We start from the raw sequence: 26,987 nt of genomic DNA, 5'->3' as shown, positions 1-26,987 counted from the left end.
AACGCTAAAAGTAACGTCAGGCTGAGGTAGTAATGGTAAACAAAATAGATATCACGACAGTCCAAACAAAATTGGATATGGCAAAAATAGATGTAGCAAGTATCTCCCCAGAACGGCTACCTCATTCTACTTATGAGGCTATTACTGCTTCAGCCCAGCGTTCTCCAGAGCGAATTGCTTTACGTTATATTTTAGATGGCGATTGTATAGCGCCAAACAAAATTCCTTTTGCCAAAAAAGCATTGCATCAAGTGGTTAAGCTCGTTAAAGGCCATGCGTTCGCAGCACCTTATCGCGAAATTAGCTATCGCGAAGTCGCACAACGTGTAACACAAGTGAGTAATGCCTTGCACAGCTTTGGTATAGGAAGAACTGACGTTACCTCCATTATTCTACCTAACTTTCCTGAGATGTATTTTTCATTATGGGGCGCTGAAACAACAGGTATCGCTAACCCAATTAATCCGTTGCTTGAAGCAAATATTATTAAAGAAATTATAACCACCGCAGGCAGTAAAGTGTTAATTGCCTTAGGCCCAGTACCGGGCAGCGATATTTGGCAAAAAACCTTAGCCATAAAAGATCAAATACCTGCGCTAGAAGCGGTGATTTGTTTGTTTGGTGATGACATTCCTGCGTCATCTAACCATAAAGTACCGGTTTATAGTTTTGAAAAATTGATCGCAAAACAACAAGCTGAAAAATTACTGCACGCTACACCTCTACAGTCAGATATTTGTTCATATTTTCATACCGGTGGCACCACAGGTTTACCTAAGTTAGCCAAACACTTGCACTTAAATGAGCTTACCAATGCCGCACAAATGAACCTGATATCGCCGATGGAGCCTAACGATACTGTCTTAATTGGTTTGCCAATTTTCCATGTAAATGCCGCCATCACCGGCTTAGCTTCAATGATGTTAGGCTCAACTATTTTACTTGCCGGTCCTTCAGGTTTCAGAGGCAAGCATGTTATTGCGAATTTACTGACTATTCTTGATAACTTTAATATTGCATTTATGACCGCAGTCCCTACAGTTTATGCGGGTTTACTACAGCATTTATCGGCTGAAAACATTACTCCTAAACGACCAAAAAACATGAAATTAGCCTTGTGTGGTGCAGCGCCATTGTCACCAGATCTGCAAGCAAAATTCATCAACAAAACCGCCATAAATTTGGTTGAAGGCTACGGCTCAACAGAAGGGACTGCAGTAAGTACAATTATGCCGGTAAATTCAGTTGCTACACGCACTGCCGTTGGCTTAACCATACCCGGCATGGTATTGCGTATTGGTGAAATTGATACTGAAGGCAAATTAATTCGCTTGTGTGATATCGATGAAACCGGCGAAATTCTTATTATGGGTAACAATGTATTCCCAGGCTACGTTGATAATCTGCACAACCAAAGCTTATGGATAACGACACCTGCAGGCGAAAAAATGGTGCGCACTGGTGATTTAGGCCGAGTTGATCACAATGGTTATCTCTCACTTTGTGGTCGACAAAAAGAATTAATTATTCGAGGTGGTCATAATATTGATCCCAAAATGATTGAAGATGTTGCCTCAGCACACCCTGAAGTATTGCTTGCCGCTGCTGTGCCACGCCCTGATGCATATTCAGGCGAGCTACCTGTGCTCTACTTAACCCTTGTTGAAAACAGTACTGTAACCAAAGCAGCCTTAGAACAATTTATGAAAGACAATGTGCCAGAGCGTGCAGCGATGCCAAAAATAATCAACATTATTGATGAAATGCCATTAACTGCCGTTGGGAAAATGTTTAAGCCTGAGTTAGTATGTCTTGAGATAAAACAGGTAATTGAATTATCGCTGGCTGAAAGCTTTAGTAGCGATAAATACCAAGTTAATGTTAAACCAGATAAAAAACATGGTATTACCGCAACAATTACTGTTGAAACAGCCACAGACCAAGCCACGATAACCTCTGAAATAAAAGCATTACTCGCTGACTATTCTTTCCATTATCATGTAGTGTGTCGTGATAAAGCATTGTCGGAGTCGATTTAAATGGAAGCATCAATTTTTACCCAAGTATTATTGCCAATTGCCATAGCATTGATCATGTTTGGAATGGGTCTGAGTTTAACCACTCAAGACTTCACTCGGCTTGCCAAAGCACCTAAATCTATTGGTGTGGGATTACTAGGACAAATAATATTGATGCCTTTATTAGCCTTAGGCATTTGCATAATACTCAAATTAGATACACCAATTGCGGTTGGTCTAATGATATTAGCAGCTTGCCCCGGCGGCACTACGTCAAACGTTTTTAGTCAGGTGGCAAAAGCAAACTTAGCACTTTCTGTTAGTTTAACCGCGATATCTACCTTTATATGTGTGTTTTCAACCCCTTTTATTATTCAATATGCAATCAATAATTTCGCCGGTGAGCAAGCGATAGAGTTTTCTTTACTGCAAACCGCTATCGGCTTATTTGTTGTCACTTTAGTGCCAGTTATTATCGGTATTAGTATTCGTCATCGCTTTACTAATGCAGCGCTAAAAGCAGAAGTGTACTTTCGACGTTTCTCGCTGCTATTTTTGGTTGCCATGATTTTAGCTTTAGTGATTAATGAGCGAGAGATGTTAGTAACTTCGTTTGATCAGGTGTTTTTCGCTGCTCTAGCATTAAATATTATCTCTATCGCCATGGGCTTATTACTGTCGAAAATATTTAACTTATCCTTTATCGACGGCATAACCTTAGCAATTGAAGTGGGTATTCAAAATGCCACGCTGGCGATATTAATTGCTATTAGCTTTTTAAATGCTCCCGAATTTGCTGTTTCTGCCGGGGTTTATGGTTTAGCCATGTATATTGGGCCAACTTTGCTAGTGCTGTGGGTAAAGTCAGTGCGCAAAAAACGCGAAGCGTTAACCGCTGCCGAAAATTAAACGCGGTTTTCAATCTCGGACGAATCATCACAGTCAATCATTAGATAAATAGCTGTTGAATTTTGTTTCTCAACCATAATAAGGCATCGTCTTGCTCCGTATTTTGATGCCAATATAAATGGGTCGACACCGATGGTATAAGGTATGGTAGCGGCCTTATCGCTAAGTCATTATCAACAAACTTATCGGCCAATAACGTGGGTAAAGTTAACAAGGCATCTGAAACCTTTAGCAGTTCTTTTGCTGTTTGATAACTCTGACAACGCGCACTCATCGAACGATTAATACCTTGTTGCAATAAAGCAAAATCTTCAACCACGACACCACTTGCTCGGTTAGAAACCGCAATATGTTTCGACAATAAATAATGTTCCGCAGTCATATTATCGACATTTTTGTGTGCTTTATTTAACAACACACAAAACTCATTGCTAGAAAGCTTTAAATGCTTAATCGGCATTTTCAGTGGTAAAGCAATATCAATAGCAACATCAACTTGATTTGTGCTGAGTTGTCGCGCCATATCTTCACGTACTAATTTACTGCTGATCAGTTTCGCATTTGGTGCTTCTTGCATTATAACTTGCTGTATTTTTGGTAAAATTAGTGGTTCTAGCGCGTCATGAATGGCTAACTTAAACGTTTGCGCGGTTTGCGATAAATCAAAATCACCACAGGTTTGTAATATTTGTCGTAGCTTTTCCAAGGTATCTAATAACTGCGGAGCCATGCGCTGACAAACCGCTGTTGGCTGCATAATTTGACCTTGGCGAGTAAAGAGGTCGTCATTAAGCACCAAGCGTAAACGCTTAATAGCATGACTAACTGCTGACGGGCTAATAAATAAAAGTTTAGCGGCCAAGCTCATATTGCGTTCTTGATACAGACATTCGAACACTTTAAGTAAATTAAAATCGAGTTGCTGTACTTTTTTAGCTTCTATCATGCAAACACCCAATGAATTAAATTCATAGTAGGTTAGCAATATATTTCACTTAATTCATTACTGATTTTGCATTATGCTAAATCAACTGCGTAATGTAACACGCCATCTTTTTAGACTAAGTTAGAGATAAAGCCATGAATTTTGAAGCCAGTGCCAAAAGCCAAGACTACCTAGCGCGCTTAAAAGCGTTTATGGACGAGCATGTTTTACCTATCGAACAAGACATTTTTGACGAGAACAGTCGTTTAAACGAATCACCAGACTGGCGCACATGGCAAGTGCCTTCGCAAATTCAGCCATTAAAAGAAAAAGCGCGCCAAGCAGGCTTATGGAATTTATTTTTACCTGACGCCGAGCTAGCTCAGGGTCTTACATGTTTAGAGTACGCACCCCTTGCAGAGCAAACAGGTCGTAGCTTAATTGCGCCAGAAATTTTTAATTGCAACGCCCCAGATACGGGTAATATGGAAGTGCTTTATCATTTTGGTAACGAGGCACAGAAAAAACAATGGTTAACCCCATTACTTAACGGTGAAATTCGCTCAGTATTTGCCATGACTGAGCCTGACGTTGCTTCTTCTGATGCAACCAACATGGAAGCCACTATAGAAGCCAGCGGCGATGAGTTAATACTCAATGGCAAAAAGTGGTGGACTACGGGCTTAGGTCACCCTAACGCTAAAATCGCTATTTTTATGGGTTTATCTAACCCTGAAAACGACAAACACAGCCAGCACTCAATGGTTATTGTGCCACTTGACACGCCAGGTGTATCAATCAAACGTATGTTAACAGCTTGTGGGGAATACGACGCTCCGTATGGTCATGGCGAAATGGAGTTTACGAACGTTAGAGTACCGAAAGAAAATCTTATTATGGGACTTGGTAAAGGCTTTGCTATTGCTCAAGGACGCCTTGGACCTGGACGCATTCATCATTGTATGCGCGCCATTGGTGCAGCTGAACGCTCACTTGAATTAATGATAAAACGTGGCTTGTCACGCACAGCATTTGGTAAGCCATTGATTAAACTCGGTGGTAATTTAGAGCGTGTTGCACAAGCAAGAATGGCGATTGACCAAGCACGTTTACTTACCCTACATGCAGCATGGAAAATTGATACTGCAGGCGTAAAACATGCCATGACCGAAATCTCTAGTATTAAAGTTGTAGTGCCAAATATGCTACAACAAGTATCTGACATGGCGATTCAAATGTTTGGTGGCGCTGGTGTCAGTGGCGACCATCCTGTTGCATCATTTAATGCCATGGGACGCATTTTACGTCTCGCCGATGGCCCAGATGAAGTACATATGGGCATGGTTTCTCGCCTAGAGCTTAGAAAATATTTATAAGAATAAGAGATAGCTATGACCACACGATTATTAATTACTGGCGGCGCTACCGGCTTAGGCAAGTCCATGGCACTCGCTTGGGCGAAAAACCAAAAATCTGAGGTTAATATTTGCGTTGCTGATATTAACCAAAGTCGCGGAGATGCCACCGTTGCCGAGCTGCAAGCTTTAGGCGCAAAAGCTTTTTATCAACATTGTGATATTACCAAGCAAGAAGATATTAAACAGCTGCACACCGCCATTAATGCGCAGTGGCAAGGAGTAGATGTTGTGATTAACAATGCTGGTGTCGCCTCAGGTGGTTCGCTACAAGGTGAAAGCATTGAACAATGGCAATGGATATTAGATATTAACTTGCTCGGCATGGTGCGTGTTAGTCAAACGTTTCTTGCTGATTTTAAAGCACAAGGTCATGGTTATTTTATTAATATTGCTTCGCAAGCAGGCTTAACACCGATTCCGTTTATGAGTAGCTACAATGCTGTAAAAGCTGCCGTGGTAAGCTTGTCAGAAACCATGAAACTTGAGTTAGCACACGATAATATTGACGTTAGCGTAGTTTGCCCAAGCTTTTTCAAAACTAATTTAGATGAGTCAATGCGCACGAGCGCGCCAGCCATGAAAAAAATGATGGATCGCGCTTTTGATAAGTCAGACATCAGTGCAGAGCAAGTCGCGACTCGTATTTATCAAGCAGCACAAAAGCGCAGATTTTTAATTCTGACCCACAAACTTGGCAAACAAGCATTTTTAATGAAAAAATTAATGCCTACTGCGATGTATATTAAAAGTATGCTGAAGAAAACAAAATCCATGCAGCGACTCACTCAAAAGCGTTAGTAACCAGTAAAGAGTTAAAGATTTATGAGCAATACATTATTAGATCAAGCTAAACAAGTGCGCAGCGGTGAAGAACTCGACATTGCTAGTGTGCACTCGTGGTTATCGGCACATGTCGACGGGCTAACGGCACTACCAACAGTTACGCAATACGCCGGCGGTGCATCAAATTGGACATATTGTTTAGATTACCCAAAGCAATCATTGATATTACGCCGAGGCCCAGAAGGCACTAAAGCCAAAGGCGCACACGACATGGGCCGCGAGTATCGTCTGCAAGACGCCTTACGTCCTGTTTATCAATACGTACCAGAAATGAAAGCTTTTTGTGATGATGCCAGCGTCATTAATACTGACTTTTACGTAATGGAAAAGTTAACCGGTATTATTCCGCGTAAAAATTTACCACGCGACTTAGCGGTTACACCCGAACAAACGAAAAAACTGTGTGAGAACGTATTAGACTGTTTAGTTGAACTGCATCAAGTCGATTACCAAAAAGCCAACTTAGCGCACTTAGGTAAAGGTGTGGGTTATACCCAACGACAAATCGAAGGCTGGAGCGAGCGCTTTAGTAAAGCAAAAACCTGGAATGTACCTTCTGGCAAGTTTGTGATGAAATGGTTGGCAGAAAATATGCCTGCAAACGAGCGCATTTGTATTACCCATAACGATTTTAGATTCGACAACGTAGTGCTTGATGCCAATGACTATACCAAAGTGCTGGGTGTGCTAGATTGGGAGTTAGCCACTTTAGGCGACCCTTTAATGGATTTAGGTAACACCTTAGCTTATTGGGTTGAACCCGGTGACGACTTTTTAGCACAGTCGACCCGCCGACAACCAACGCACCTTGAGGGCATGCTAACCCGCAAAGAAGTGGTTGAATACTATTGTAAAAAAATGTCGATCACGGTTGACGATTTTACTTTTTACGAAGTCTACGGTTTATTTAGATTGGCAGGCATAGTGCAGCAAATTTATTATCGTTATCATCATGGCCAAACCAATAATCCCGCTTTTAAAAACTTCTGGATATTTGTTCATTACCTCATGCATCGCTGTAAAAAAGCGATCCGCAATCAAGGTAAATAACATGACAGTGTTTTATTTGGTCAGACATGGCCAAGCCAGTTTCTCTGCTGATAACTATGATAAACTCTCCGATATCGGTATCGAGCAAGCTTTGCTAGTTGGTGGCTATTTGGAAAAAAAAATACCAAAACTAGCTAAAGTGATTACCGGTGAAATGTTACGTCACAAACAAACTGCTGAGCATAGCCTGTTAGCATTTACGTCATCAAAAGATGCTACGCCACCTGCGCAAGAAGTCGATTTGGGTTGGAATGAATATGATCATCAAAATATTTTAGCCGCCTACAATAGCGAATTAGCAACACCAAGTCGTGCAAGAAAATATTTAGCGAAACAAGAAAATCCAACAAGGCATTTTAAAGAGTTATTTATAAATGCTATTAACCAATGGATACAAGCTGACGAAAAAACTCCGCAAGCTAACAACACTGAATATAGCGAGTCTTTTTCAGCTTTTGGTCGCCGCGTGATCAACGCTCTTGAGCAGGCTGCACAACAAAACCCGAACGGGCATGTTGTTATTTATACCTCTGGCGGACCTATTAGTATTATCGTATGTTACTTACTCGGTTTACCTTTATCGCGCTTTATTGATATTAATTGGAGTTTAGTCAATGCGGGTGTTACCAAAGTAGTCACTCGTACCGCTAGCAATAAATTAACGCTTTCAACCTTAAACGAGCATGATATTTTCGAACAACACAGCACAAAAAAATTGATCACGTATACCTAACATTGATAAGTGACAAGCTTGGTATTATGCGTCATTACAACTAAAAAATTACAAAAATTAAGAGATCCCCATGACCCGACAAAACATTTTAATTACTGGCGCCAGCTCAGGGCTTGGCAAAGGAATGGCAATTGAATTTGCTAAACAAGGGCGAAACTTAGCGCTATGCGCACGCCGAGTCGAAAACCTTGAAGAACTTAAAGCTGAGTTAGCACAAATAAACCCTAATATTACTGTCGTTACCAAAGCGCTTGATGTTAACGACCACCCTGCGGTGTTCGAAGTTTTCAAAGCATTTAGAGATGAGTTAGGCAGCTTAGATCGAGTAATAATAAATGCAGGCATGGGAAAAGGCGCCTCTATTGGTACCGGCTATTTTCATGCTAACAAGCAAACGGCAGAAACAAACTTTATTGCCGCTATTGCGCAAGCAGAAGCCGCTATGGAAATATTCAGAGCACAAAATAGTGGTCATCTTGTCACCATATCATCGATTAGTGCAGTACGAGGATTTAGACGCGCAATGACCGTATATGCCGCCACTAAAGCCGCTATTACCTCATTAAGTGAAGGTATACGGGTTGATGTGATGGGAACACCGATTAAAGTCAGTTGTATTCACCCAGGTTTTATTCGAAGTGAAATTAACGAAACAGTAAAAACAGTACCGTTTATTGTTGATTTAGAAACAGGCTGTAAAGCCTTAGTAAAATCAATCAATAAAGAAAAGGCTAATAGCTTTGTGCCAAGTTGGCCTTGGGCATTTTTGCACTGGATCTTGCGTATTGTGCCGGCCAGCACTTTGAGAAAAATGAGTTAATTGCGCGATTAAAAAAGGCAGTAACAAGAAGCAAATTTTTACTCCTTGTTACTGCCTTAACAGCGTTTTAATTATTTACGCTATTTTTAAATATTCTTTAATAATTTCAGCACCAGTATCAGCTTGAATTGGTTTAAATATAAAACCTGAAATACCTTCACTTGCACAGCTTTGTATAAGCGCTTGATCTGTTACCGATGACAACATAACCACAGGAACATTACTACCATTAGCACGAATGTTAGCTAAAGCTGCATCGCCATTCATTTCACCCATAACAACATCCATAAACATAAAGTCAGGTTGTTGCTCTTGCACCATAGTAACAGCTACTGAACCATCGTCAGCTTCAATAACATTGTTATAGCCCAATTGTGCTAAGTAACGTTTTAACGCTTTGCGTATCATGCCGCTGTCATCTACTAACAATATTTTACTCTCTAATGGTAAAACCTTGGTATGCGGATTACTTATGCCTCGACTCGCTTCACGTTTAATGCCGATTGATTGATACTCAACACTACGGATTAATAAGTTGAAGTAATAACGTCCTACGCCTTCAACAGTAATTGGCACAGTAATAACTTCTTTTACGCCTGCCAAATATTTGTCCATATCATTTACATCATGTACAAAGTACGGGCTTGAAAACTTATAATCTAAACTATAGCGACCATGTAAATCAGTTGAACGACCAACAATAGTGTTGCCCCACTCTGCTAATGCATGGCTTAACTCTTCGTTGATTTCAGTAAATTGATATTTTTCTTCAAACATATGCTCACAAACAGAGTTACCAATAGCAATGGCAGTTTCTGGGTAATGATGCATCATAATAACGCCATCTAAACCACCAGTAACTTCAGAGCATACGGCATAGCCTTTAAAGCGAAAGTCATCAACATTATCGACAAAAGCTTCTCCTGCTTCGCCAACCAAATTCGTCATAGCTTTTAAGCTGGCAAGTGACTCATTGATAAATGGGTATAAAATAACTTTATATAGCGCTTCTACTGACATGATTTTTCCTTGTTTATAATTATTTCTACGACAATTTTTCTAGTACAATACTAAGCTCAAACAATAAATACAAATTTAGCTTATTTCACGATAAATTTCATCTGTAAATGAAATGTATTTTATTACTCAAACTAAGTGTATATCTGAGATGAAAGCAAAATAGGTTACCACTTAACTAAGCAAATTTCACTATATCAAGAGTTGCTTATCTATGGGGAAAAATTCACTCGCGGCATTAATTAATGACTGAGCCGTTAGTGTTGTAACACCATAAACATGTGTTTTTACGCCATCGCGTAACATAACTTTTCTGAGCAATAAATCAAAGTCGCCATCACCTGATAGTAATATAACTATATCAACTTCGGGTGCTGCTTCCATAACATCAATCGCAATACCAACATCCCAATCACCTTTTGCTGAACCATCTCTGCGTTGAATAAAAGGTTTAAGCTTCACATCAAAACCTATGTGTTTTAGCGCTTTTTGAAATTTATGCTGTTGGTCGTCACTACGCTGTATTGCATAAGCATTGGCCAGTACTATTTCACCTTGTTGGCTAATTTGCTGCCAGAAAGCGCGATAATTAAATGGCTGTTGAAAAGCATCACGTGTGGTGTAATAGATATTTTGTACATCTACAAATATAGCTATTTTTAATGCCTGCGGGCTATTTTGCATAAGCTTCCTATTGTCTAAATGAAGTAAAACTTGCCAATACTTCAATTATTTCTTTATATTTCATTATAGTACTCTGAATACGTGCTTTTAGCAGTTAATTGTTAGTGTATAAAACTACTCATCGCCAATATCAAAGAAGTACAGGTATAATAGCCAATATAAAATGCAGTTGTGCACTAAGCCAAACGAACTCTACCGAGAAAAAGAGATAGCGTTCAAGCTAAGTGTTACCATAACTAGTCAAATAAAGCTGAGTAAAACATGATGTTAGCCATTCGTAAGTTATTTTATTTATTATTACGTTTACCGATAAAAATATTAGTACGTTGCAAAGTTGTTGCCGACGAAATAATTAATTCAGGTCAATTAAGTCCTGAGCAACCGGTATTTTATGTATTACGTCACCAATCAGCCAGTGATGTGTTATCACTGCGCACCGCTTGTAAGCAAGCGAATTTACCTGACCCGTTAAAGCCAGTTAATGTTGATGGACAAACCTTATCTCGACTACTTTTTTTAGAAAAACCTACCGCGTTATTTAATTGGCGAACACCGAAAAAAACCTCAGCAATAGCACAAGGTTTTGAATTACTTAGTGCTCACGCGAATAATGAAAAACTAGACGCTCAACTTATTCCTGCCAATGTAATTTGGGGCCGCACCCCAACTAAAGAGAAAAACAATACCAACGTTGGCGCATTGTTAGCTGATCAAGAATCTCCAACTTGGCTAAGAAAATTCTTTATCGTGCTTTTTCTAGGTCGTCACACTATGGTGCGTTTTAGTGAAGCGATTTCTTTTCGTCATATGGCAGATAAACATGGTAGTACCGAAGGCAGCGCTCATAAACTAATCCGCATTGCGCGTTTTCATTTTCATCGCCAAACTATTGCAGCTACAGGCCCTAGGCTGATGCATCGCCAACAAATGTTTGCTAATTTAATGGTTAATCCGGCAATTAAACGGGTGATCAATGAAGAAGCAGAAAGTAAAAAAATTACTCAAGCAGAAGCGAAGAAGCAAGCATTAGCCATAATGGACGAAATTGCTGGTGATTATCGAGATGTTACTGTGCGTTTTGGTGAGCGAATTTTAGGGTGGTTATGGAATCGTCTTTATAACGGCATAGAAGTTAGTAAAGCTGAGCGATTAAGAAATCTAGCCCAAGAAGGCCATGAAATTATTTACGTGCCTTGCCATCGTAGCCACATGGACTATTTATTACTCACTTACGTAATATTTCAACAAGGCTTAGTTACACCGCGCATTGCCGCGGGTATCAATTTAAACTTTTGGCCAGCGGGGCCAATTTTCAGAAAAGCCGGTGCCTTTTTTATTCGCCGTAGCTTTAAGGGTAATCGTCTTTACTCCACTATTTTTCGTGAATATTTAAGTCTACTTTTTGAACGCGGATATTCGGTAAAGTATTACTCGGAAGGCGGACGTAGCAGAACGGGTAGATTACTATCACCCAAAACAGGCATGCTCGCCATGACCATTCAAAGTATGCTGCGCGGTATTGATCGCCCATTAACCTTAGTGCCGGTTTATTTAGGTTACGAGCATGTAATGGAAGTAGGCACTTATCATAAAGAGTTAAGTGGCAGTAAAAAGAAAGGTGAGTCCATTTTTGGCGTTATCAAAGCGATTCGAAATTTACGTAACTACGGTAAAGGTTATGTTAATTTTGGCGAGCCGATCAATATTAATCAGTTTTTGAATAATCAGGTACCTGATTGGAAACAAGCAATCGATCCAATAGACCCACAAAAGCCTCAGTGGCTAAACCCTTGCGTTAATGTTTTAGCTCAACAAGTGATGACCTCTATTAACCAATGTACTGCATTAAACGGCGTTGCTTTAGTCTCTCTGATTTTACATGCAACTGAAAACAAAGCACTGACGAAAGCCGAGTTAATCAGCCAGCTTGATTTTTTCATCGAATTACAACGTGCAGCGCCTTATCATGCAGAGTTAACTCTACCGACAGAAACTGGCGCTGAACTTTTAGAGCATGTTATCTCATTAAATAAAGTCACCATTAACCAAGACAGTTTTGGTGACATTATTTCTTTAACGGAAAGTGCAATATTAGAACTACGTTATTACCGCAACAATATTCTGCACACTTTTATACTGCCATCACTAGTTTGCCGTTTATTAGAGCGTAATACTAAAATTACGCCAGAAAATTTACTCGGCCAAACGCAACGTTTAGTCGAGTTACTAAAAACTGATTTATTTTTATGGCAATCACCTGAAGACATCGCCCTGCAAGTAACATCTGTTTGTGATTTCTTAGCAGAAAAAGGTATTGTAAAACAAAGTAAATCTGGAGCATGGTCTTTAAGTAGCGATGACGACGATAGAGCAAGCATTCGTTTAATTGCTGAATGTGTTAACGAAACCATGCAACGTTTCGCAATAATAACATCTCTACTAGGTCAGTTAGCGCCAATTAAAAAGACTGAGCTCAATGATAAAGTTGTTGCAATCGCCCAACGTTTATCGGTATTAAACAACATAAATGCGCCCGAATTTATTGATAAAAAAGCTCAATTAACCTTAATAAATGCCATGAAAGATCAAGGCTATATAGTATTAAATGAAGAGGATAAATTAGTAGACAGTAGCTCGTTAGGGTTATTAAAAAAATCAGTCAGTAACTTGGTCGATATAGAGGTTTTACAAAGTATTGTGCGTTAGCTAGCACAGAAATCAAATAGCCAAACATTAACGTACGATTAAGCCATTGATGAAGCTTGGTTTAGTCATACGTTAATGATGCCCAATATGGCATTAAATCCGTAATGTTAGGTTTGGAAATAAAAATCAGCCTATGTACTCGCATAAAAAACACTTATCTCTTTCAAATAAAATAAGCGTTCAGGTTACTTAAGCTAAAAGTACTCGATTGCTACACCAACAAATACGATCAAACCTACGTAATGGTTATTTAAAAAAGCTTGGAAGCAGCGTTCTCGCTCTCGCCCTGCAATTAAAATTTGTTGATAGCAGAAAAAACCAGCGGCAATAACTAACGACAATTGATAAGGCCAGCCAAAAGCTAAAATATCGCCGACCGTAAATAACAGCGCTAAGGTCATTAACTGCAAAAATAAAATGATACGTTTATCATTTTCACCAAAAATAACCGCGGTAGATTTAACGCCGATCCTTAAATCATCATCACGATCAACCATGGCATACATAGTGTCATAAGCAACGGTCCATAAAACGTTAGCCGTAAACAATAGCCAGGCAACCGTAGGTATTTCACCTTGTTCTTGAGCAAAAGCCATGATCATTCCCCAACTAAAAGCAGCCCCAAGCACCACTTGTGGGAAGTGAGTAATACGCTTCATAAAGGGATAGCTTGCAGCTAAAAAAACCGCCACTACAGACAACATAATAGTGTAATCACTTAAGGTCAGTACTAAAGAAAAAGCCAATAGAATGAAGGTAGAAAATAACTGTAACGCTTCACTGCCTGATAAAGCGCCAGTTACTAGCGGTCTGTTTTGTGTACGTTTAACTTCGCCATCTACTTTACGATCAGCATAATCGTTAATAATACAACCGGCGCTACGCATGAAAAAAACACCTAAACTGAAAATAACCAACATGTGCAACGACGGCCAGCCATCAGAAGCAATCCATAACGCCCAATAAGTTGGCCATAATAACAAGTATGTACCAATAGGCTTATCCATACGGGTAATTTGCTTAATCGCGGTTAACTTTTCTGTAAACTCACTCAATGTAATACCTTTTTATATTGTGTTTTTATAGGCCATGGCGCCGGGTAAAAACACCTCTGCTACCATTAATGGTTTGTTATCTAAAATAAAAATTGAGCGTCGGCCCCAAAGTGTTTCTTGACTAGTATTGAGGGCTAATGTTCCTACAAGCTTAGCAATACTAGAACTCGAGTTAAACTTAGCTACTTCAATTTTTTTACGTTGTAAATCTGGGTGGTTAAACAATACTTGTCCTAAAGACTGCGTACCTAAATGCGCTAACTGCTGTTGCTCACCAGTTAGAGAGCTTAACGGTAATAAGCTGCGCGCAAATACCTGTGCTATTTCATCGCAATACAATAACACCTCTCTAACTAACACAGGTTCGCCACAAACAATGTCTTTATTGGCCTCGGCAGCACTGCAATTTTCAATTTTTTGTCCGAGCACTTCAACACGAAAATTTTGACAATGAGACTTAAGGCGCGCTGTTAAAGAACTAGGGTCAAGTAACCAACTACTTAAGTTAGCATGAAGTATAAAGCATTGTGGAGACTGCCAACGGGCAACCATTTGCACAGGAAATAATGAATGTTCTGTTGTCATACTTTAAAACTGTTTAGCCTCAACACGGATAAATAATAAGTAATTAATAACTTCAGCTAAATACCTTTTAAACTACAGTAACAAATAGCGAATAATTCATTATGGGTTTTATTAGGGTAAAAGTTATTCGACGAAAAATCGACGTATGATAGCGTTTAGCTTAACAAAAATACAGCTTACTGCTTGTTTCTAAAAGCGCTACTTCCTCCTGATTTACCTAAACCAAACTTGGTTATTTTCACGCCAAGGCTATCAAGCGAATAAAAATAGTTAAATAAATCAGCGCATGATCAAAATTCGCGTTATTATTTAATAGTAATCAACCTATTTAACTGCTTAACACAAATAGTTAATTTATTTTTAATTTGAGTTTTAATGTATGAAAACATCTATTTTTTTAATGCTTGTACTACTAAGTTCGGCTGCAACTAAAGCGGCAGATTATGCCTACTTTGGTTTCGAACCTTCTATTGTCACGAATTACGTCGCTGTTAAGAAAAAAATGGGTTATGTTCGCCTAACAGTAGAGTTGATGATCGAAGATGCAAGCAATTATGAAATTGTTGAACATCACTCACCATTATTGCGAGATGCCATTATCAATATTATTGGTCAGCAACCTGAATCAAAAGTGAAATCTATTAATGGTCGCCATGAAATACAGCGTTTGTGTGAAGACAAAGTAAAAGAATTACTAGAAAAAGAAACTGGCAAACCGTTAATTAAAAAGCTTTTATTTACTCAATGGTTAGATAATTAAGCAGTTATTTCAAACGAATTAATAATCTGCTTAGTGCTATATTAGCGAGTTTAAAACACAGCCATCATACTCGGTGACTGTGTTTTTTTGTTTTTAAAACCTGTAAAAAAGCTAAAGCACAGCCGCTGACTAAACCTAATAAATGCGCTGTATTAGCAACATTTATTGGCATTAAACTGGTATAGCCAAGTAATAGCCAGAACAGCATAAAGCCGATAATAGGTTTAGATAATGATAATCCTTTTTCTGGCATTAACCAGCCCATCCACCACACATAGCCGACAAGCGCATATACCACGCCTGATAAGCCACCAAAATTTGGTCCATCAACCATAAACTGACCAACATTCGAAACCAGCGCGGAAACAATTAAAACTGTAAACAAGCTAAACTTACCGATAACTTGTTCTATGGAGCCACCTAACTGCCACCACCACATGGTATTAAAAACAATGTGTAACCATGAGAAGTGAAAAAATGCGGGTCCTAATAATCGGTGCGGTGCTTGTAAAATGGCATCGACACTTAACTGAGGATAAAACTGTAAATGTTGAAATATAGCATTGCCCCAACCGAAATTGCTGCCAAGGAATACCAGCCAACAGACAGCAAAAACAACCAACGTTACAACACCTGCATGTGAGAAAAATTGCTTTTTAAAGCTGCTAGCCAAGGTAGGAAAATTTGAACTCACTTCAGTTACATCACCATTTTGCCACGCAGCTTGTTGGTACTTGGCTTGTTCCGGTTGCTGAATAAACTGTTCAAACTCTTGTTGTACGAAATCAAATTTGTCTTGTTGACAATAAATAACAAAACCATCGGTTTCTTTTTCAACTTGCGTTCGAATTTGTAGTGTTTTTAAGTAATCACAAAAAAGTAACGCAATATTATGTTGCGTTACTTTAACCAGCGGTTGTAATTCAGTGTCTTGCATTAACGGGCTACAACATCCGGGTGCTGTAATTGCCAGTCTGTAAAGCCACCATCCAAAGAGTACACTTCGGTGAAGTCTTGACTGATCAAAAACTGCGCCGCTTGTTGGCTTGAAATACCATGGTAACAACACACTACAACTGGGGCATCAAAATCAGCATCGCGTAAAAAGTCAGGTAAGCTTTCATTACTTAAGTGAATTGCATTCGGTATATGTCCTGATTGAAACGAGGCAGGATCACGAATATCAACCACCACATGAGATTCATCAGCTAATACTTGGTGCAGTTCACTGATCTGCATATGCTTAAAACTTTCTTCGCTACTTGCCATTATTCATTATTCCCAATTTAAGATAACTTTGCCTGATTGTCCTGAACGCATGATATCAAAACCTTGCTGAAAATCATCAATATTAAAGTGATGTGTGATAATTGGTGATAAATCTAGGCCTGATTGGATCAAGCTGGCCATTTTATACCAAGTTTCGAACATTTCGCGACCATAAATACCTTTAATGGTTAAACCTTTAAAAATAATTTTGCTCCAGTCAATCGCCATATCTTCACCAGGAATACCTAGCATGGCTATTTTTCCGCCATTGTTCATATTGGCTAACATATCAGTAAAAGCCATTGGCACACCCGACATTTCCATGCCGACATCGAAACCTTCGGTCATACCTAAATCAGCCATAACGTCAGATAATTTTTCTTTAGTAACATCTACCGCGCGTGTCGCACCCATTTTACGGGCTAAGTCTAAGCGGTATTCATTAACGTCGGTAACAACAACATGACGCGCTCCAACGTGCTTAGCAACCGCCGCAGCCATAATACCTATTGGGCCAGCGCCTGTAATTAATACATCTTCGCCAACTAAATCAAACGATAAAGCGGTATGTACAGCATTGCCAAATGGGTCGAAAATAGCGGCTAAATCGTCAGAAATTTCATCGGGTAATTTAAAAGCATTAAATGCAGGTATAACTAAATATTCTGCGAATGAACCTTCACGGTTAACACCAACACCTACGGTGTTACGGCATAAATGAGTACGACCGCCGCGACAGTTACGACAATGACCACAAGTTATATGACCCTCGCCCGATACGCGATCACCTAATGCAAAACCTTTAACTTCTTGGCCAATGCCAACGACTTCACCCGCATATTCATGGCCAACAACCATAGGTACAGGAATAGTTTTTTGTGACCATTCATCCCAGTTGTAAATATGAATATCAGTACCACAAATGGCGGTTTTTTTAATTTTGATTAACAGATCATTGTGACCTAACTCAGGCTTAGGTGAGTCGGTCATCCAAATGCCCGGTTCTGCTTTTAATTTCGCTAATGATTTCATCTTTAACCCTCAATCACATTCATTTCTTTACCGATACGAATAAAGGCTTCAATGGCTTTGTCTAATTCAGCTTTAGTGTGTGCAGCAGAAATTTGTGTACGAATACGTGCTTGGCCTTTTGGTACCACTGGGAATGAGAAGCCAATAACATAGATACCTTCGGCTAATAAACGATCAGCCATAGCACTTGCCACTTTAGCATCACCTAACATTACTGGAATAATGGCATGGTCAGCGCCAGCACAAGTAAAACCAGCAGCTTCCATTTGGGTTCTAAAATACGCGGCATTATCTTTTAAAGTTTTACGTAGCTCGTCACCTTCCGCTAATAAATCAATGACTTTAATTGACGCATTGACAATAGCAGGCGCTAACGAGTTAGAGAATAAGTACGGACGTGAGCGTTGGCGTAACCATTCAACCACTTCTTTTTTAGCCGAAGTATAACCACCTGAAGCACCACCCATCGCTTTACCTAAAGTACCGGTAATAATATCTACTCGACCCATTACATTGCAATATTCATGGCTACCACGGCCTCGTTCACCCACAAAACCAACGGCATGAGAGTCGTCAACCATTACCATGGCATTGTATTTGTCGGCTAAATCACAAACCGCTTTTAAATTTGCGATAACACCATCCATTGAAAACACACCGTCGGTAGCAATTAACTTAAAGCGTGCGCCAGCTTCATCGGCTTCTATTAAACGCGCTTCAAGCTCTGCGGCATCATTGTTTGCATAACGAAAACGTTTAGCTTTACATAAACGCACACCATCAATAATTGAAGCATGGTTTAAAGAGTCAGAAATAATCGCGTCTTCAGGGCCTAATAAGGTTTCAAACAAACCAGCATTTGCGTCGAAACATGAAGAATATAAAATGGTGTCTTCCATACCTAAAAAGGTACTTAATTTTTGCTCTAAAGTCTTATGGATATCTTGCGTACCACAAATAAAACGTACCGATGCCATACCAAAACCGTGCTCATCTAAGCCTTCTTTAGCCGCAGCAATTAATGAAGGATGGTTCGCTAAACCCAAGTAATTATTGGCACAAAAGTTTATTACATCTTCACCGGTATTTACGGCAATTTGTGGTTGCTGTGCGGTAGTAATTACACGTTCAGCTTTATATAAACCATCTTCTTTTACTTGGTTTATTTGCGAAGTTAAGTGGGCATAAAAGTTATTTGTATCAGCAGAATTGGTCACGGTAATTCCTTAAAAAGTTATTGTCTTTCAATCATCGTATTATCCGCTCAGATGCAATTATTAGCAAAGTGACATTAAGTGATAATTCGACCTTTTTTATAGTTAAATTGACATATAACAATGTCAATGTGTAACATCAGATACTATATTTTGCATTATCAATGCTCAGGAGTCTTAATTGCTAACCGAAAAAGATGAAGAACTGCTCTCAATATTACGACTTAATGCTAGAGCGAGTGTGTCAGACATGGCAAGAGCAACGGGTGTTTCAAGAACGGCGATACAAAATCGACTCAATAAGCTTGAAAATAATAATGTTATTGAAGCTTACAGTGTAGTGCTTGGCAGCGAATACACCAGTGGCTTAATTTCTTCTAATGTTTCTTTAAAAGTGAATCCTAACCTGAGAAAAACCATTTGTTTAGCCTTAAGAAAAGTACATCAAATCAGCCATATTTATTCTATTAGCGGAGAATATGACTTATTGGTAACCATACAAGCCAGCACATTAGAGAAGTTAAGCGAAGTTCTGAATATGGTGTGCTCGCTTGAAGGTGTAGCAAGAACCAATTCTTCTATTATTCTTGATACCATTTTTAAACGTTAATTATTCAACTAGGGTACTCTTTAACCAAATTGCCACACTGTCATTTAGGTAAGTCTGTTTTTTTAATAAGTGAACGCTAGAATCGTTACCCTTAAATGTTTGCAGCACTGAATGGCTATCACCACTCCATTCGAACAACTCCTGAGCATTGAGCATAGCTTCAGTTAAGTATTTTGCACTGAGCAAATAAATAGGCATATCGGCTAAGTGCTTAAATTGCTCTTTATCGTCAACACTAAGTTCGGGCGAGAGCATAACCACACTTTTTAACGCGGTTTTTTGTGCCAAGTAAATCGCTTGATTACTACTGCAACCACTTGTTACTACACTAATACCTTGCTTATTTTTCATCGCACTTTGTAAATGCTGGTAAGCTAAATATACATCGCTTTGCCAATGCAACATCAATGCTGCTAACTGGCCTTGATAACTAACAATATCATCAGCCTTTATTCTAAGACTTTTATCAGAATAGTCTTGATTTTGACTAGCACCAAAGCCGCGTAAATCTAACGCTAAAACAAAAAGATCTTGTTTAACAAGTGCGGAATATAAGCCCTGAAAATCTTTCGATGTATTTTTGCAATCATGAAGTAACAAAACACCACCTGCCGTTGCTGAACCAAGATGCAATTTCGCTGATAGCTTAAACTGATCAACCGCGGTTAACTCAACCATGCTACTGGGACTAGTCGTATCTTTTAACGTAAGCGGTTGCGCTGCAAGTTGCTGAGCTACTACAAAAGTTAATAAGCATAAAGCACGTTTTAGTATTGAAGTTTTCACCTTACTATTTCGATTAATTTGAGACTTATTCATACGTTTTCTAAAACTCCATGCACTACTGACAAACCTTTCTCGGCTCGGTTAGAAAGATAAATAATAATAACAACTTAAGCGCTATGCTCAGCCCTTTTATAGCTTGCTTGATTTTTTTAAGCAAGATTTTAGGTATACTATTGATTATACAATACTGATATTTGAGCTTGTTAAGTGCGTTTTACTGTTGCCTTAGTTTTATACCGTTTATTATTTTTGCTATTAACACCATTGCTTTTAGTCGTATTGTTGTTACGTTCGATTAGCCATAAAGCTTATAGAAATCGTCTTCTTGAGCGCTTCGGGTTACTTGCAAAAAGCCTCAAGCCTCATGGCATCATTGTACATGCGGCCAGTGTGGGTGAAATCATCGCTTTAAAACCTTTTATTTCACAACTGCTAATTTTAAATCCTAACACGCCAATTACAGTCACCACGTTTACGCCAACCGGTTCAGCACAAGTGCAAAAATTATTTGCTGACAAAGTACAGCATTGCTATTTGCCACTCGATAACATTATATCTACAGCATTATTTCTAAAACGCTTACAGCCTAAAGCTATGGTGTTTATGGAAACAGAGTTATGGCCGAACTTAATTGCACAATGTAAACATAAGCAGGTTAAGCTGCTGCTCGTTAATGGTCGCTTATCTGATAAATCTATGCGTAGTTATAAAAAGTTATCATGGCTGATTACACCCGCTATTCAACGTTTTGACAAAATATTAACCCAAAGCCAAGTCAACCAAGATAATTACTTAACCATGGGCGCTAACGAAAATTCATGTAAATTATCGGGTAATCTTAAATTTGATGTTTCACTCAATAGCGAGACTAAAACTAAACAACAAACATTAAAAAAATTATTACCTGCAACTAAAAAAGTGTGGTTAATTGCCAGCACACACCCCGGCGATGAAACGCTTGCGCTAAAAGCCTTTGAAAAAATCAGAAAACAAAGTCCTGAGGCGTTGCTTATTATTGTTCCAAGGCATCCTGAACGCTTTGAACAAGTGGCTAAGTTAGCACGTGATGCTGGAAATAATGTGCTTCAACGCAGCCAAAATATACCCGTTACTCCCGACACTCATGTTTGGGTTATCGATACTTTAGGCGAATTACTTGCCGCCTGCTCTTTAGCTGACGTGGTAACCATGGGGGGAAGCTTTAGCAGTATTGGTGGCCATAACCCATTAGAGCCGGCTTTATTTAAAAAACCTGTAATTGTTGGCCCAAATATGAGTAACTTTATAGAGATTTTAGCGCAACTAAAAACGGCACAGGGCATCATTCAGTTGCTTGAAAATAACAATATGGCGCAAGCTTTATCTGATGAAGTGCTGCGTTTATTTACCGATGAAACCAGTGCTAAAGCACTAGGAAATCATAGTTACCAAGTAGTGTTAGCAAATCAAGGGGCAACCGAGCAATCTTTAGCGGCATTACAAACATTAATTAAAAGATAAGCCTATTCTTTAAAGGCTAACAGCTAAGCACGTTGTTTAACATATAGCCTTACACCTAAAATGGTTAGCGAAATCAACAAAATTAGTCCTAATATACCCAATACCTGGTTAAGTTCTTTATAAGGCGTCCATTGTAAATAATGCACTTGGTAGAGTAAGTTAATTAATTGGGTATCTTGTCCTTGCTGGCTTAAGGTTAGATTTTTCCAATTTAACGTTACTTTTACACCTGTGCTGGTTTTCGCCGTTAAACCATCAGTAGAAACTATGTCACCATACCTTGCCTGATTATGCGTAAAAGCATCGTTCAATAAGGCTTTAAATTCAGATGTTGTTGGCTCAGGCATCGCAAGCAATGAGTTAAGATTTAAGTGCTCACTTTTGTTATTCGCTTGTACTAAAAGGTGATCGCCTAGCACGGTTTTAACAACGCTAAGTTTTTGCCAATTATCTTGAGGAGTAAACGCAATGGGCTGGCTCAGCGGGTATTGTTTAACGGATAACTGCTCGTAAGCACCTTGGTAGCCCGGCTTTATAAAAAACACTAACCCAGTAAAAGTCCAACCCAACATAGGTAACACTAGCATTAGGCCGATAATTTCATGCAGTTTTCTACTTTTTATTGTGCTGTTTTTCATGGTTATTTTTATCTGTAAAATGTGATGTGTATATATTTTTATTAATAGCTATTTTTTAATCAAAATTATTTCAATCGATAGATTATAAAATGCTTTAAAATATTAAATGGTTAAGCTTTAGTGCGGTTTTCAGCAATTTCTTTTATTAATACCGGGGTAGAGAAATCAGCTTGTTGGTCTAGTGCTAACGGAATTAACCAACATAAATTTGGTACAATATTACTCGGTAATTCAGCCAACTTAATAATATGTACTTGCTCTTGCTCAACGGTTTTAGCATTAAAGGCAAGATCAGAATGGCCAAAATACACGTCTACGTCGTAACAATTTTCTCGATATACATTTGCGTAACATGTCCAATCAGCTTGATGGGTGTTCACACCGGTTTCTTCGAAAAATTCTCTCACCATGGCATCGATTGAAGACTCATTAACTTCAACTTTTCCGCCAATACCGTTAAATAACCCGCGCTGCCATTCTGGGTTAATTTTTTCAATGAGTACAACATAACGAGTATCTTTTGAAAACAAAAAACCGGTAACATATTTTTTCATATCTATCCTTGTTTGCTGCTACAACATCTCTGGATAGTTGTCGTGAATAACACGATCAATGGTTTTTTTAACTTCTGCAATGCTAATTTGCATCATTAAATCTTTACCTTTAGCACGCGTACCCCAAGGTAATTGTTCAACACGCTTTTTATATTGCTGTTGTATCGATGCAGCATAAGCACTAACAACATATTGAGGATATAGATATGGGCCAGTACGCATCGGGTTACTATGAGCATATAATCCGACAACGGGTGTTTCTACTGTAACCGCCATATGCGCCGGCCCTGTATCAGGAGCAACCACTAAATGCGCAACTTTTAATATGGCTAACAGTTGTTTTAAACTGGTTTCTCCGACCAAATTTTGTATTTCATTATCACCTTGGCTGAACTTGCTGCGACTAATAATTGCCTCAGCAAGTAGTTTTTCCATGGTAGTTGGGCCACCGCATATAACAACTTTAAAGCCACACGCATGTAAATACTCAGCCGTTTGCGAATAACCTTCTGCATGCCAATTACGTTCTGCTTTACTTGCTGCAGGGCTAATAACGGCAATAGGTTTATTTTCTGGGTTGCCTGCACTGAGTTTCTCGCTAGCCCATAATTGGTCGCTATCTGGCAAGGGCATTTTCCACAAGGGTGCTGCAACCTCTAAGCCTAATGCTGTTGCGAATCCCATAAAGCCATCTAGAACATGTGGTTGGCTTTGTTTAGCTATTTTTTTATTACTAAATAACCATTGCCCTTCTTTTGCACGTTGGCTGTCAAAACCAATTTTAACTTTCGCTGATATACATAAACTGGCAATGCTAGCGCGTAAGGCAACTTGCATATGCAGTAAAACATCAAATTTTTGGCCTTTTAACGCCTTTTTTAAATCTTGATAGCCTTTAAATCCTGCGCGTTTATCGAAAATAACAAATTCAACACCGTGCAAACCCTGTAATAAACTCGCTTCAACCTTACCAATTACCCAAGTAATTTTAGTATTAGGCCACTGTCGCTGAATATTTTGGACCATAGCCACAGCATGACAAACATCACCAATGGCAGATAATCGCAATAAACATAAATTTTTCGGAGCAGATATTTGACCCAGCATAAAGGATTCACCACAATAGGAGCAGAAATATAATATAGGCCTATTATCTTGAACAAGCCCGCAATTGTAAAACCCTGTCATGAAAAAATTTTTCAACAAGACAACATTTATTGCCGATATAACAGCGATGAAATTAACGCTTTTGTCCCTGAAATGCTTAATGGCGACTATTGGCAAGCAAAAAATGCCATCGTTGGTAGTGCCCAAGGTCGTGGTACCACTTGGTTTATCGCGAGTGAAAACTCTGCTGGTATTATGCAGAACTGGGTATTACGACATTACTATCGCGGCGGGCTTATCGGTAAGGTGCTTAACGACCAATACATGTATACAGGGTTAGAAAACACCCGTGCTGCACGCGAGTTTGACTTATTAAAAACCATGCGCGCATTAGGCCTGCCAGCCCCTAAACCTATTGCTTTTCGAGTGAGTAAACACGGTTTAATCTATCGTGCTGATTTATTATCGTCACGCATCGAAAACGCTAACGATTTAGTCGCGATACTGAGTAAACATGAAATTAATGATCAACTTTGGCAAGATATTGGCAAAGTAATAAAGGCTTTTCATCAACAAGGTATTTATCATCACGATTTAAATGCCCATAACATTTTGCTTGATGATAATAATAAGGTTTGGCTAATTGACTTTGATCAAGGTGAAAAAAGAAATAATCAACATAAATGGCCAACAGAAAATATGGCCAGGTTACTCAGATCTTTTCGCAAAGAAAGTAATAAAATAGCTGGCTTTCAATGGCATGAGAAAAATTGGCAAACGTTACTAACAGGTTATCAGTCTACAATTACATAGTTTGTAATAACGAAGAGTAACCCTTGAGCGTTAAGCTACGTCTATGCTATCTTGGCAACGTTGGCGATACATAGCGCGGGCTTCTAAAAACTCACTCTTAGCACTTTCACTAATATAAGGGTGAATAATAACTAAAATTTTCAACACGCCTTGATAGAAAACGGCATCGTTAATTTCATTATCGTTATTTTGAGTTTGATAAAAGCTTAACCAAAAAGTATTAACTAAACGCAATATGCTAACAATATCAGGCAAGTCTTCATCTGAAAAGTCCATCATACCTGCATCACGTAGCGAAAGTAATAACTCACTAACACGCTGTGCGATAAACCCTTGCACTTCAACATATTTATCGTGCAACAAAGGATTTTTAGCTAATAAAACGGGTAAGTTACTGTAGAAAAATCGAAACTTCATCATTGCCTGAAATACAACGTCCATATATAAAAGTATAGCGTCTAATGGTTTAACATCAGGGCTTACTTCCGGCATGGTTTCAATTAATAAGTTACGTGCATACTCCTCATAAATTGAAAGGATAATGTCTTCTTTATTGCGAAAGTGGTAGTAAAGATTACCTGGGCTAATACCAAGATCAGCGGCAATGTGGTTGGTGGTAACATTACGCTCACCCTGTTCATTAAATAATACAATACTCGCTTGAATTATTTTGTCCCTAGTTTTCATCGATACTACTTCTTGTATTTGTGGCTAGATATTTTTCTATCATACTATCAAAAATCATCAAACTTAAAGCATTTCGAGTAAATACTTTAAGTAAAACCAATATTGACACTTGTCAGATTTGATTGCACCTTATGTAACGTGCAATACAAACTGGTTAAAAAGAATAAATATAATGCTTAATAAGTGACTTTCATTGATTAAAAATAATGCAGCTTCTGACATTTCGACTTTACTTGCTGAAGACTTAACCTTATTTTCACCCGTTATGATACACCTATCAAAACTAAGAAGAGGGTAATTACATCGGTTATGCCACCCAATTGCATTAGAACTGCCGATTATTAACATTCACTACAGCCACTAAATAGTATTAACGTTGACCATCTAATATCATTTAGATTAACCATTAATTTTAATAAATAAATCATTATAATTTTAGGAAAGCAGTCTTTAAGGCTAATTTTATAATGGCAACTGTTCCGACAAAGCGGTCATAAGATTCTGTTGAGGTTTACGGCAGCAGCTAGCCAAAAGCTGACATTAGCTTTTGTTAACTTATAAACATATTAGGGAAGATTGTAACCAGTATTCACTAAGTAATTCAGGGATTGGTTTAAGGTCATAGCGGCCAGTTTCTTTCATCTCAGAACTCTAATTTTATTTGTTGTCCACCTCAGGGTGTGTTGTTATCAGCTCATATCTCGTTTAGTTCATGCTTCATTTGAGCACGAAGTTTGAGGTGATAATTCAAAACATCGTTTCCTGCAATTGAGAGTTGTTCCTGTAATGGAACTACTAAACTTTGATCTGCCCAAAACTCATTGGTTGTCATGAATTTGAGCATTTCAGTTGATAAGTCAGTTGCAAGCTTCACTGAAACCTCTAGTGAATCTAATAAATCATCTACCTCTTTTGATGCTATAAGCCTAATACTATTCTGTTCTGTTTTAACCTTGATGTGTTCTTCATTTAACTCGAATACTAAGGATTGAACATTATCATTATATTTAACTGTTGATTGGTGTTTTATTTCTGGATCTTCAGATAAAAAACCTGCGGCAAATTCTGTCATTATTGGCTTAAATTGTTCTAGAAAAACAGAATTACATTTATTATGAAATCCATCTAGTAAAGCGAAATATTTTGAGAACTCAGCTCGTTTTATTTCGTATTGATATTTTCTTTTTTCAATATCTAAAGTATGTTGTTTTTTTATTTCTTCTGTTTCTGCTCGATACTTTGCAATGACTTTTT

At 38.6% G+C, this 26,987-nt stretch carries 27 protein-coding genes; 12 read left to right on the top strand and 15 right to left on the bottom strand.

Annotation, left to right across the window (positions count from 1 at the left end; translation table 11 throughout):
• The first annotated feature begins 32 nt into the window (after window positions 1–32).
• Window positions 33–2,039 carry an AMP-binding protein gene (locus AC27H3_RS08445; protein ID WP_487105297.1) on the top strand — a complete coding sequence of 669 codons (2,007 nt, stop codon included), beginning with the start codon at window positions 33–35 and terminating at the stop codon, window positions 2,037–2,039.
• Entirely contained in the window at window positions 2,040–2,927 is an 888-nt protein-coding gene (locus AC27H3_RS08440) for a bile acid:sodium symporter family protein (RefSeq protein WP_487105295.1), read from the top strand.
• A gap of 40 nt (window positions 2,928–2,967) precedes the next feature.
• Here AC27H3_RS08440 and AC27H3_RS08435 read toward each other — a convergent pair whose 3' ends face one another.
• Window positions 2,968–3,873 (bottom strand): LysR family transcriptional regulator, encoded by a 906-nt coding sequence (locus tag AC27H3_RS08435; RefSeq protein ID WP_487105293.1) that lies wholly within the window; start codon window positions 3,871–3,873, stop codon window positions 2,968–2,970.
• Between the two features lie 134 nt (window positions 3,874–4,007).
• On the opposite strand from AC27H3_RS08435, the gene AC27H3_RS08430 reads away from it, so the two are divergent.
• The 5 genes from AC27H3_RS08430 to AC27H3_RS08410 all read left to right on the top strand — a co-directional run bounded on the left by AC27H3_RS08430 (window position 4,008) and on the right by AC27H3_RS08410 (window position 8,716).
• Window positions 4,008–5,228 carry an acyl-CoA dehydrogenase family protein gene (locus tag AC27H3_RS08430; protein WP_487105291.1) on the top strand — a complete coding sequence of 407 codons (1,221 nt, stop codon included), beginning with the start codon at window positions 4,008–4,010 and terminating at the stop codon, window positions 5,226–5,228.
• Between the two features lie 15 nt (window positions 5,229–5,243).
• Window positions 5,244–6,068: an SDR family oxidoreductase gene (locus AC27H3_RS08425; protein ID WP_487105290.1), complete on the top strand. Its 825-nt coding sequence runs from the start codon at window positions 5,244–5,246 to the stop codon at window positions 6,066–6,068.
• A 24-nt stretch (window positions 6,069–6,092) separates the two neighbouring features.
• Window positions 6,093–7,163, top strand: coding sequence for a phosphotransferase family protein (locus tag AC27H3_RS08420; RefSeq protein WP_487105289.1), 1,071 nt, complete (start codon window positions 6,093–6,095; stop codon window positions 7,161–7,163).
• Between the two features lies 1 nt (window position 7,164).
• A complete protein-coding gene (locus AC27H3_RS08415; RefSeq protein WP_487105287.1) occupies window positions 7,165–7,896 on the top strand; it encodes a histidine phosphatase family protein in 732 nt (243 codons plus the stop codon).
• Window positions 7,897–7,966: 70 nt separating this feature from the next.
• A complete protein-coding gene (locus AC27H3_RS08410) occupies window positions 7,967–8,716 on the top strand; it encodes an SDR family oxidoreductase (protein WP_487105286.1) in 750 nt (249 codons plus the stop codon).
• Between the two features lie 75 nt (window positions 8,717–8,791).
• Here the strand turns inward: AC27H3_RS08410 and AC27H3_RS08405 are convergent, their stop codons facing one another.
• Window positions 8,792–9,736 (bottom strand): response regulator, encoded by a 945-nt coding sequence (locus AC27H3_RS08405; protein WP_487105285.1) that lies wholly within the window; start codon window positions 9,734–9,736, stop codon window positions 8,792–8,794.
• 189 nt (window positions 9,737–9,925) lie between these two features.
• Window positions 9,926–10,417 (bottom strand): NYN domain-containing protein, encoded by a 492-nt coding sequence (locus AC27H3_RS08400; RefSeq protein WP_487105284.1) that lies wholly within the window; start codon window positions 10,415–10,417, stop codon window positions 9,926–9,928.
• 261 nt (window positions 10,418–10,678) lie between these two features.
• Here AC27H3_RS08400 and plsB point away from each other — a divergent pair, with 261 nt between their 5' ends.
• Entirely contained in the window at window positions 10,679–13,123 is a 2,445-nt protein-coding gene (plsB, locus tag AC27H3_RS08395; protein WP_487105283.1) for a glycerol-3-phosphate 1-O-acyltransferase PlsB, read from the top strand.
• A gap of 194 nt (window positions 13,124–13,317) precedes the next feature.
• Here plsB and ubiA read toward each other — a convergent pair whose 3' ends face one another.
• Together ubiA and AC27H3_RS08385 are read right to left on the bottom strand one after the other, a co-directional pair.
• Complete coding sequence (gene ubiA, locus AC27H3_RS08390) at window positions 13,318–14,178, bottom strand: 4-hydroxybenzoate octaprenyltransferase (protein ID WP_487105281.1); 861 nt, start codon at window positions 14,176–14,178, stop codon at window positions 13,318–13,320.
• 12 nt (window positions 14,179–14,190) lie between these two features.
• Window positions 14,191–14,763, bottom strand: a complete 573-nt coding sequence (locus AC27H3_RS08385; protein WP_487105279.1) for a chorismate--pyruvate lyase family protein — start codon at window positions 14,761–14,763, stop codon at window positions 14,191–14,193.
• 379 nt (window positions 14,764–15,142) lie between these two features.
• Here AC27H3_RS08385 and AC27H3_RS08380 point away from each other — a divergent pair, with 379 nt between their 5' ends.
• On the top strand, window positions 15,143–15,523 hold the full coding sequence (locus AC27H3_RS08380) for a flagellar basal body-associated protein FliL (protein ID WP_085300895.1): 381 nt from the start codon (window positions 15,143–15,145) through the stop codon (window positions 15,521–15,523).
• 64 nt (window positions 15,524–15,587) lie between these two features.
• On the opposite strand, the gene glpG is transcribed toward AC27H3_RS08380, so the two are convergent.
• From glpG to AC27H3_RS08360, 4 genes are read right to left on the bottom strand one after another with little or no spacing between them, the layout of a single operon-like run.
• On the bottom strand, window positions 15,588–16,460 hold the full coding sequence (gene glpG / locus AC27H3_RS08375; RefSeq protein ID WP_487105276.1) for a rhomboid family intramembrane serine protease GlpG: 873 nt from the start codon (window positions 16,458–16,460) through the stop codon (window positions 15,588–15,590).
• A complete protein-coding gene (gene glpE / locus AC27H3_RS08370; RefSeq protein ID WP_487105274.1) occupies window positions 16,460–16,792 on the bottom strand; it encodes a thiosulfate sulfurtransferase GlpE in 333 nt (110 codons plus the stop codon). Before glpE ends, glpG begins: the two co-directional genes overlap by 1 nt.
• Before the next feature lie 6 nt (window positions 16,793–16,798).
• Window positions 16,799–17,824 carry an L-threonine 3-dehydrogenase gene (gene tdh / locus AC27H3_RS08365; RefSeq protein ID WP_487105273.1) on the bottom strand — a complete coding sequence of 342 codons (1,026 nt, stop codon included), beginning with the start codon at window positions 17,822–17,824 and terminating at the stop codon, window positions 16,799–16,801.
• Between the two features lie 2 nt (window positions 17,825–17,826).
• Complete coding sequence (locus tag AC27H3_RS08360; RefSeq protein WP_487105271.1) at window positions 17,827–19,041, bottom strand: glycine C-acetyltransferase; 1,215 nt, start codon at window positions 19,039–19,041, stop codon at window positions 17,827–17,829.
• A 178-nt stretch (window positions 19,042–19,219) separates the two neighbouring features.
• Here AC27H3_RS08360 and AC27H3_RS08355 point away from each other — a divergent pair, with 178 nt between their 5' ends.
• Window positions 19,220–19,648, top strand: coding sequence for an Lrp/AsnC family transcriptional regulator (locus AC27H3_RS08355; protein WP_081179719.1), 429 nt, complete (start codon window positions 19,220–19,222; stop codon window positions 19,646–19,648).
• On the opposite strand, the gene AC27H3_RS08350 is transcribed toward AC27H3_RS08355, so the two are convergent.
• Window positions 19,649–20,467, bottom strand: coding sequence for an alpha/beta fold hydrolase (locus AC27H3_RS08350; RefSeq protein ID WP_487105269.1), 819 nt, complete (start codon window positions 20,465–20,467; stop codon window positions 19,649–19,651).
• Between the two features lie 174 nt (window positions 20,468–20,641).
• Between AC27H3_RS08350 and waaA the strand changes: the two genes are divergently transcribed.
• The gene (gene waaA, locus AC27H3_RS08345) at window positions 20,642–21,934 is read left to right on the top strand and encodes a lipid IV(A) 3-deoxy-D-manno-octulosonic acid transferase (RefSeq protein ID WP_487105267.1); all 1,293 of its coding nucleotides are present in this window, start codon (window positions 20,642–20,644) and stop codon (window positions 21,932–21,934) included.
• A gap of 23 nt (window positions 21,935–21,957) precedes the next feature.
• On the opposite strand, the gene AC27H3_RS08340 is transcribed toward waaA, so the two are convergent.
• The 3 genes from AC27H3_RS08340 to AC27H3_RS08330 form a co-directional block, all read right to left on the bottom strand.
• On the bottom strand, window positions 21,958–22,572 hold the full coding sequence (locus tag AC27H3_RS08340; protein WP_487105265.1) for a PepSY domain-containing protein: 615 nt from the start codon (window positions 22,570–22,572) through the stop codon (window positions 21,958–21,960).
• Between the two features lie 110 nt (window positions 22,573–22,682).
• Complete coding sequence (locus AC27H3_RS08335) at window positions 22,683–23,126, bottom strand: NUDIX domain-containing protein (RefSeq protein ID WP_487105264.1); 444 nt, start codon at window positions 23,124–23,126, stop codon at window positions 22,683–22,685.
• Window positions 23,127–23,144: 18 nt separating this feature from the next.
• Complete coding sequence (locus AC27H3_RS08330) at window positions 23,145–24,233, bottom strand: glycosyltransferase family 9 protein (protein ID WP_487105262.1); 1,089 nt, start codon at window positions 24,231–24,233, stop codon at window positions 23,145–23,147.
• Window positions 24,234–24,281: 48 nt separating this feature from the next.
• Between AC27H3_RS08330 and AC27H3_RS08325 the strand changes: the two genes are divergently transcribed.
• A complete protein-coding gene (locus AC27H3_RS08325; protein ID WP_487105260.1) occupies window positions 24,282–25,046 on the top strand; it encodes a 3-deoxy-D-manno-octulosonic acid kinase in 765 nt (254 codons plus the stop codon).
• A gap of 30 nt (window positions 25,047–25,076) precedes the next feature.
• Here AC27H3_RS08325 and AC27H3_RS08320 read toward each other — a convergent pair whose 3' ends face one another.
• Both AC27H3_RS08320 and AC27H3_RS08315 read right to left on the bottom strand, forming a co-directional pair.
• Complete coding sequence (locus AC27H3_RS08320; RefSeq protein WP_487105258.1) at window positions 25,077–25,733, bottom strand: TetR/AcrR family transcriptional regulator; 657 nt, start codon at window positions 25,731–25,733, stop codon at window positions 25,077–25,079.
• A gap of 694 nt (window positions 25,734–26,427) precedes the next feature.
• Window positions 26,428–26,805 carry a hypothetical protein gene (locus tag AC27H3_RS08315; RefSeq protein WP_487105256.1) on the bottom strand — a complete coding sequence of 126 codons (378 nt, stop codon included), beginning with the start codon at window positions 26,803–26,805 and terminating at the stop codon, window positions 26,428–26,430.
• Window positions 26,806–26,987: the final 182 nt, after the last annotated feature.

This window comes from Colwellia sp. NW0002-52-1 (genome assembly GCF_057550865.1).
This window is presented reverse-complemented; position numbering and strand designations above follow the sequence as displayed.

Excerpts from the sequence above, each read along its gene's own strand:
- AC27H3_RS08445 (WP_487105297.1), top strand. The coding sequence starts at position 33 with ATGGTAAACAAAATAGATATCACGACAGTCCAAACAAAATTGGATATG.
- AC27H3_RS08440 (WP_487105295.1), top strand. The coding sequence starts at position 2,040 with ATGGAAGCATCAATTTTTACCCAAGTATTATTGCCAATTGCCATAGCA.
- AC27H3_RS08435 (WP_487105293.1), bottom strand. The coding sequence starts at position 3,873 with ATGATAGAAGCTAAAAAAGTACAGCAACTCGATTTTAATTTACTTAAA.
- AC27H3_RS08430 (WP_487105291.1), top strand. The coding sequence starts at position 4,008 with ATGAATTTTGAAGCCAGTGCCAAAAGCCAAGACTACCTAGCGCGCTTA.
- AC27H3_RS08425 (WP_487105290.1), top strand. The coding sequence starts at position 5,244 with ATGACCACACGATTATTAATTACTGGCGGCGCTACCGGCTTAGGCAAG.
- AC27H3_RS08420 (WP_487105289.1), top strand. The coding sequence starts at position 6,093 with ATGAGCAATACATTATTAGATCAAGCTAAACAAGTGCGCAGCGGTGAA.
- AC27H3_RS08415 (WP_487105287.1), top strand. The coding sequence starts at position 7,165 with ATGACAGTGTTTTATTTGGTCAGACATGGCCAAGCCAGTTTCTCTGCT.
- AC27H3_RS08410 (WP_487105286.1), top strand. The coding sequence starts at position 7,967 with ATGACCCGACAAAACATTTTAATTACTGGCGCCAGCTCAGGGCTTGGC.
- AC27H3_RS08405 (WP_487105285.1), bottom strand. The coding sequence starts at position 9,736 with ATGTCAGTAGAAGCGCTATATAAAGTTATTTTATACCCATTTATCAAT.
- AC27H3_RS08400 (WP_487105284.1), bottom strand. The coding sequence starts at position 10,417 with ATGCAAAATAGCCCGCAGGCATTAAAAATAGCTATATTTGTAGATGTA.
- plsB (WP_487105283.1), top strand. The coding sequence starts at position 10,679 with ATGATGTTAGCCATTCGTAAGTTATTTTATTTATTATTACGTTTACCG.
- AC27H3_RS08385 (WP_487105279.1), bottom strand. The coding sequence starts at position 14,763 with ATGACAACAGAACATTCATTATTTCCTGTGCAAATGGTTGCCCGTTGG.
- AC27H3_RS08380 (WP_085300895.1), top strand. The coding sequence starts at position 15,143 with ATGAAAACATCTATTTTTTTAATGCTTGTACTACTAAGTTCGGCTGCA.
- glpG (WP_487105276.1), bottom strand. The coding sequence starts at position 16,460 with ATGCAAGACACTGAATTACAACCGCTGGTTAAAGTAACGCAACATAAT.
- glpE (WP_487105274.1), bottom strand. The coding sequence starts at position 16,792 with ATGGCAAGTAGCGAAGAAAGTTTTAAGCATATGCAGATCAGTGAACTG.
- tdh (WP_487105273.1), bottom strand. The coding sequence starts at position 17,824 with ATGAAATCATTAGCGAAATTAAAAGCAGAACCGGGCATTTGGATGACC.
- AC27H3_RS08350 (WP_487105269.1), bottom strand. The coding sequence starts at position 20,467 with ATGAATAAGTCTCAAATTAATCGAAATAGTAAGGTGAAAACTTCAATA.
- AC27H3_RS08340 (WP_487105265.1), bottom strand. The coding sequence starts at position 22,572 with ATGAAAAACAGCACAATAAAAAGTAGAAAACTGCATGAAATTATCGGC.
- AC27H3_RS08335 (WP_487105264.1), bottom strand. The coding sequence starts at position 23,126 with ATGAAAAAATATGTTACCGGTTTTTTGTTTTCAAAAGATACTCGTTAT.
- AC27H3_RS08330 (WP_487105262.1), bottom strand. The coding sequence starts at position 24,233 with ATGCTGGGTCAAATATCTGCTCCGAAAAATTTATGTTTATTGCGATTA.
- AC27H3_RS08320 (WP_487105258.1), bottom strand. The coding sequence starts at position 25,733 with ATGAAAACTAGGGACAAAATAATTCAAGCGAGTATTGTATTATTTAAT.
- AC27H3_RS08315 (WP_487105256.1), bottom strand. The coding sequence starts at position 26,805 with ATGACAGAATTTGCCGCAGGTTTTTTATCTGAAGATCCAGAAATAAAA.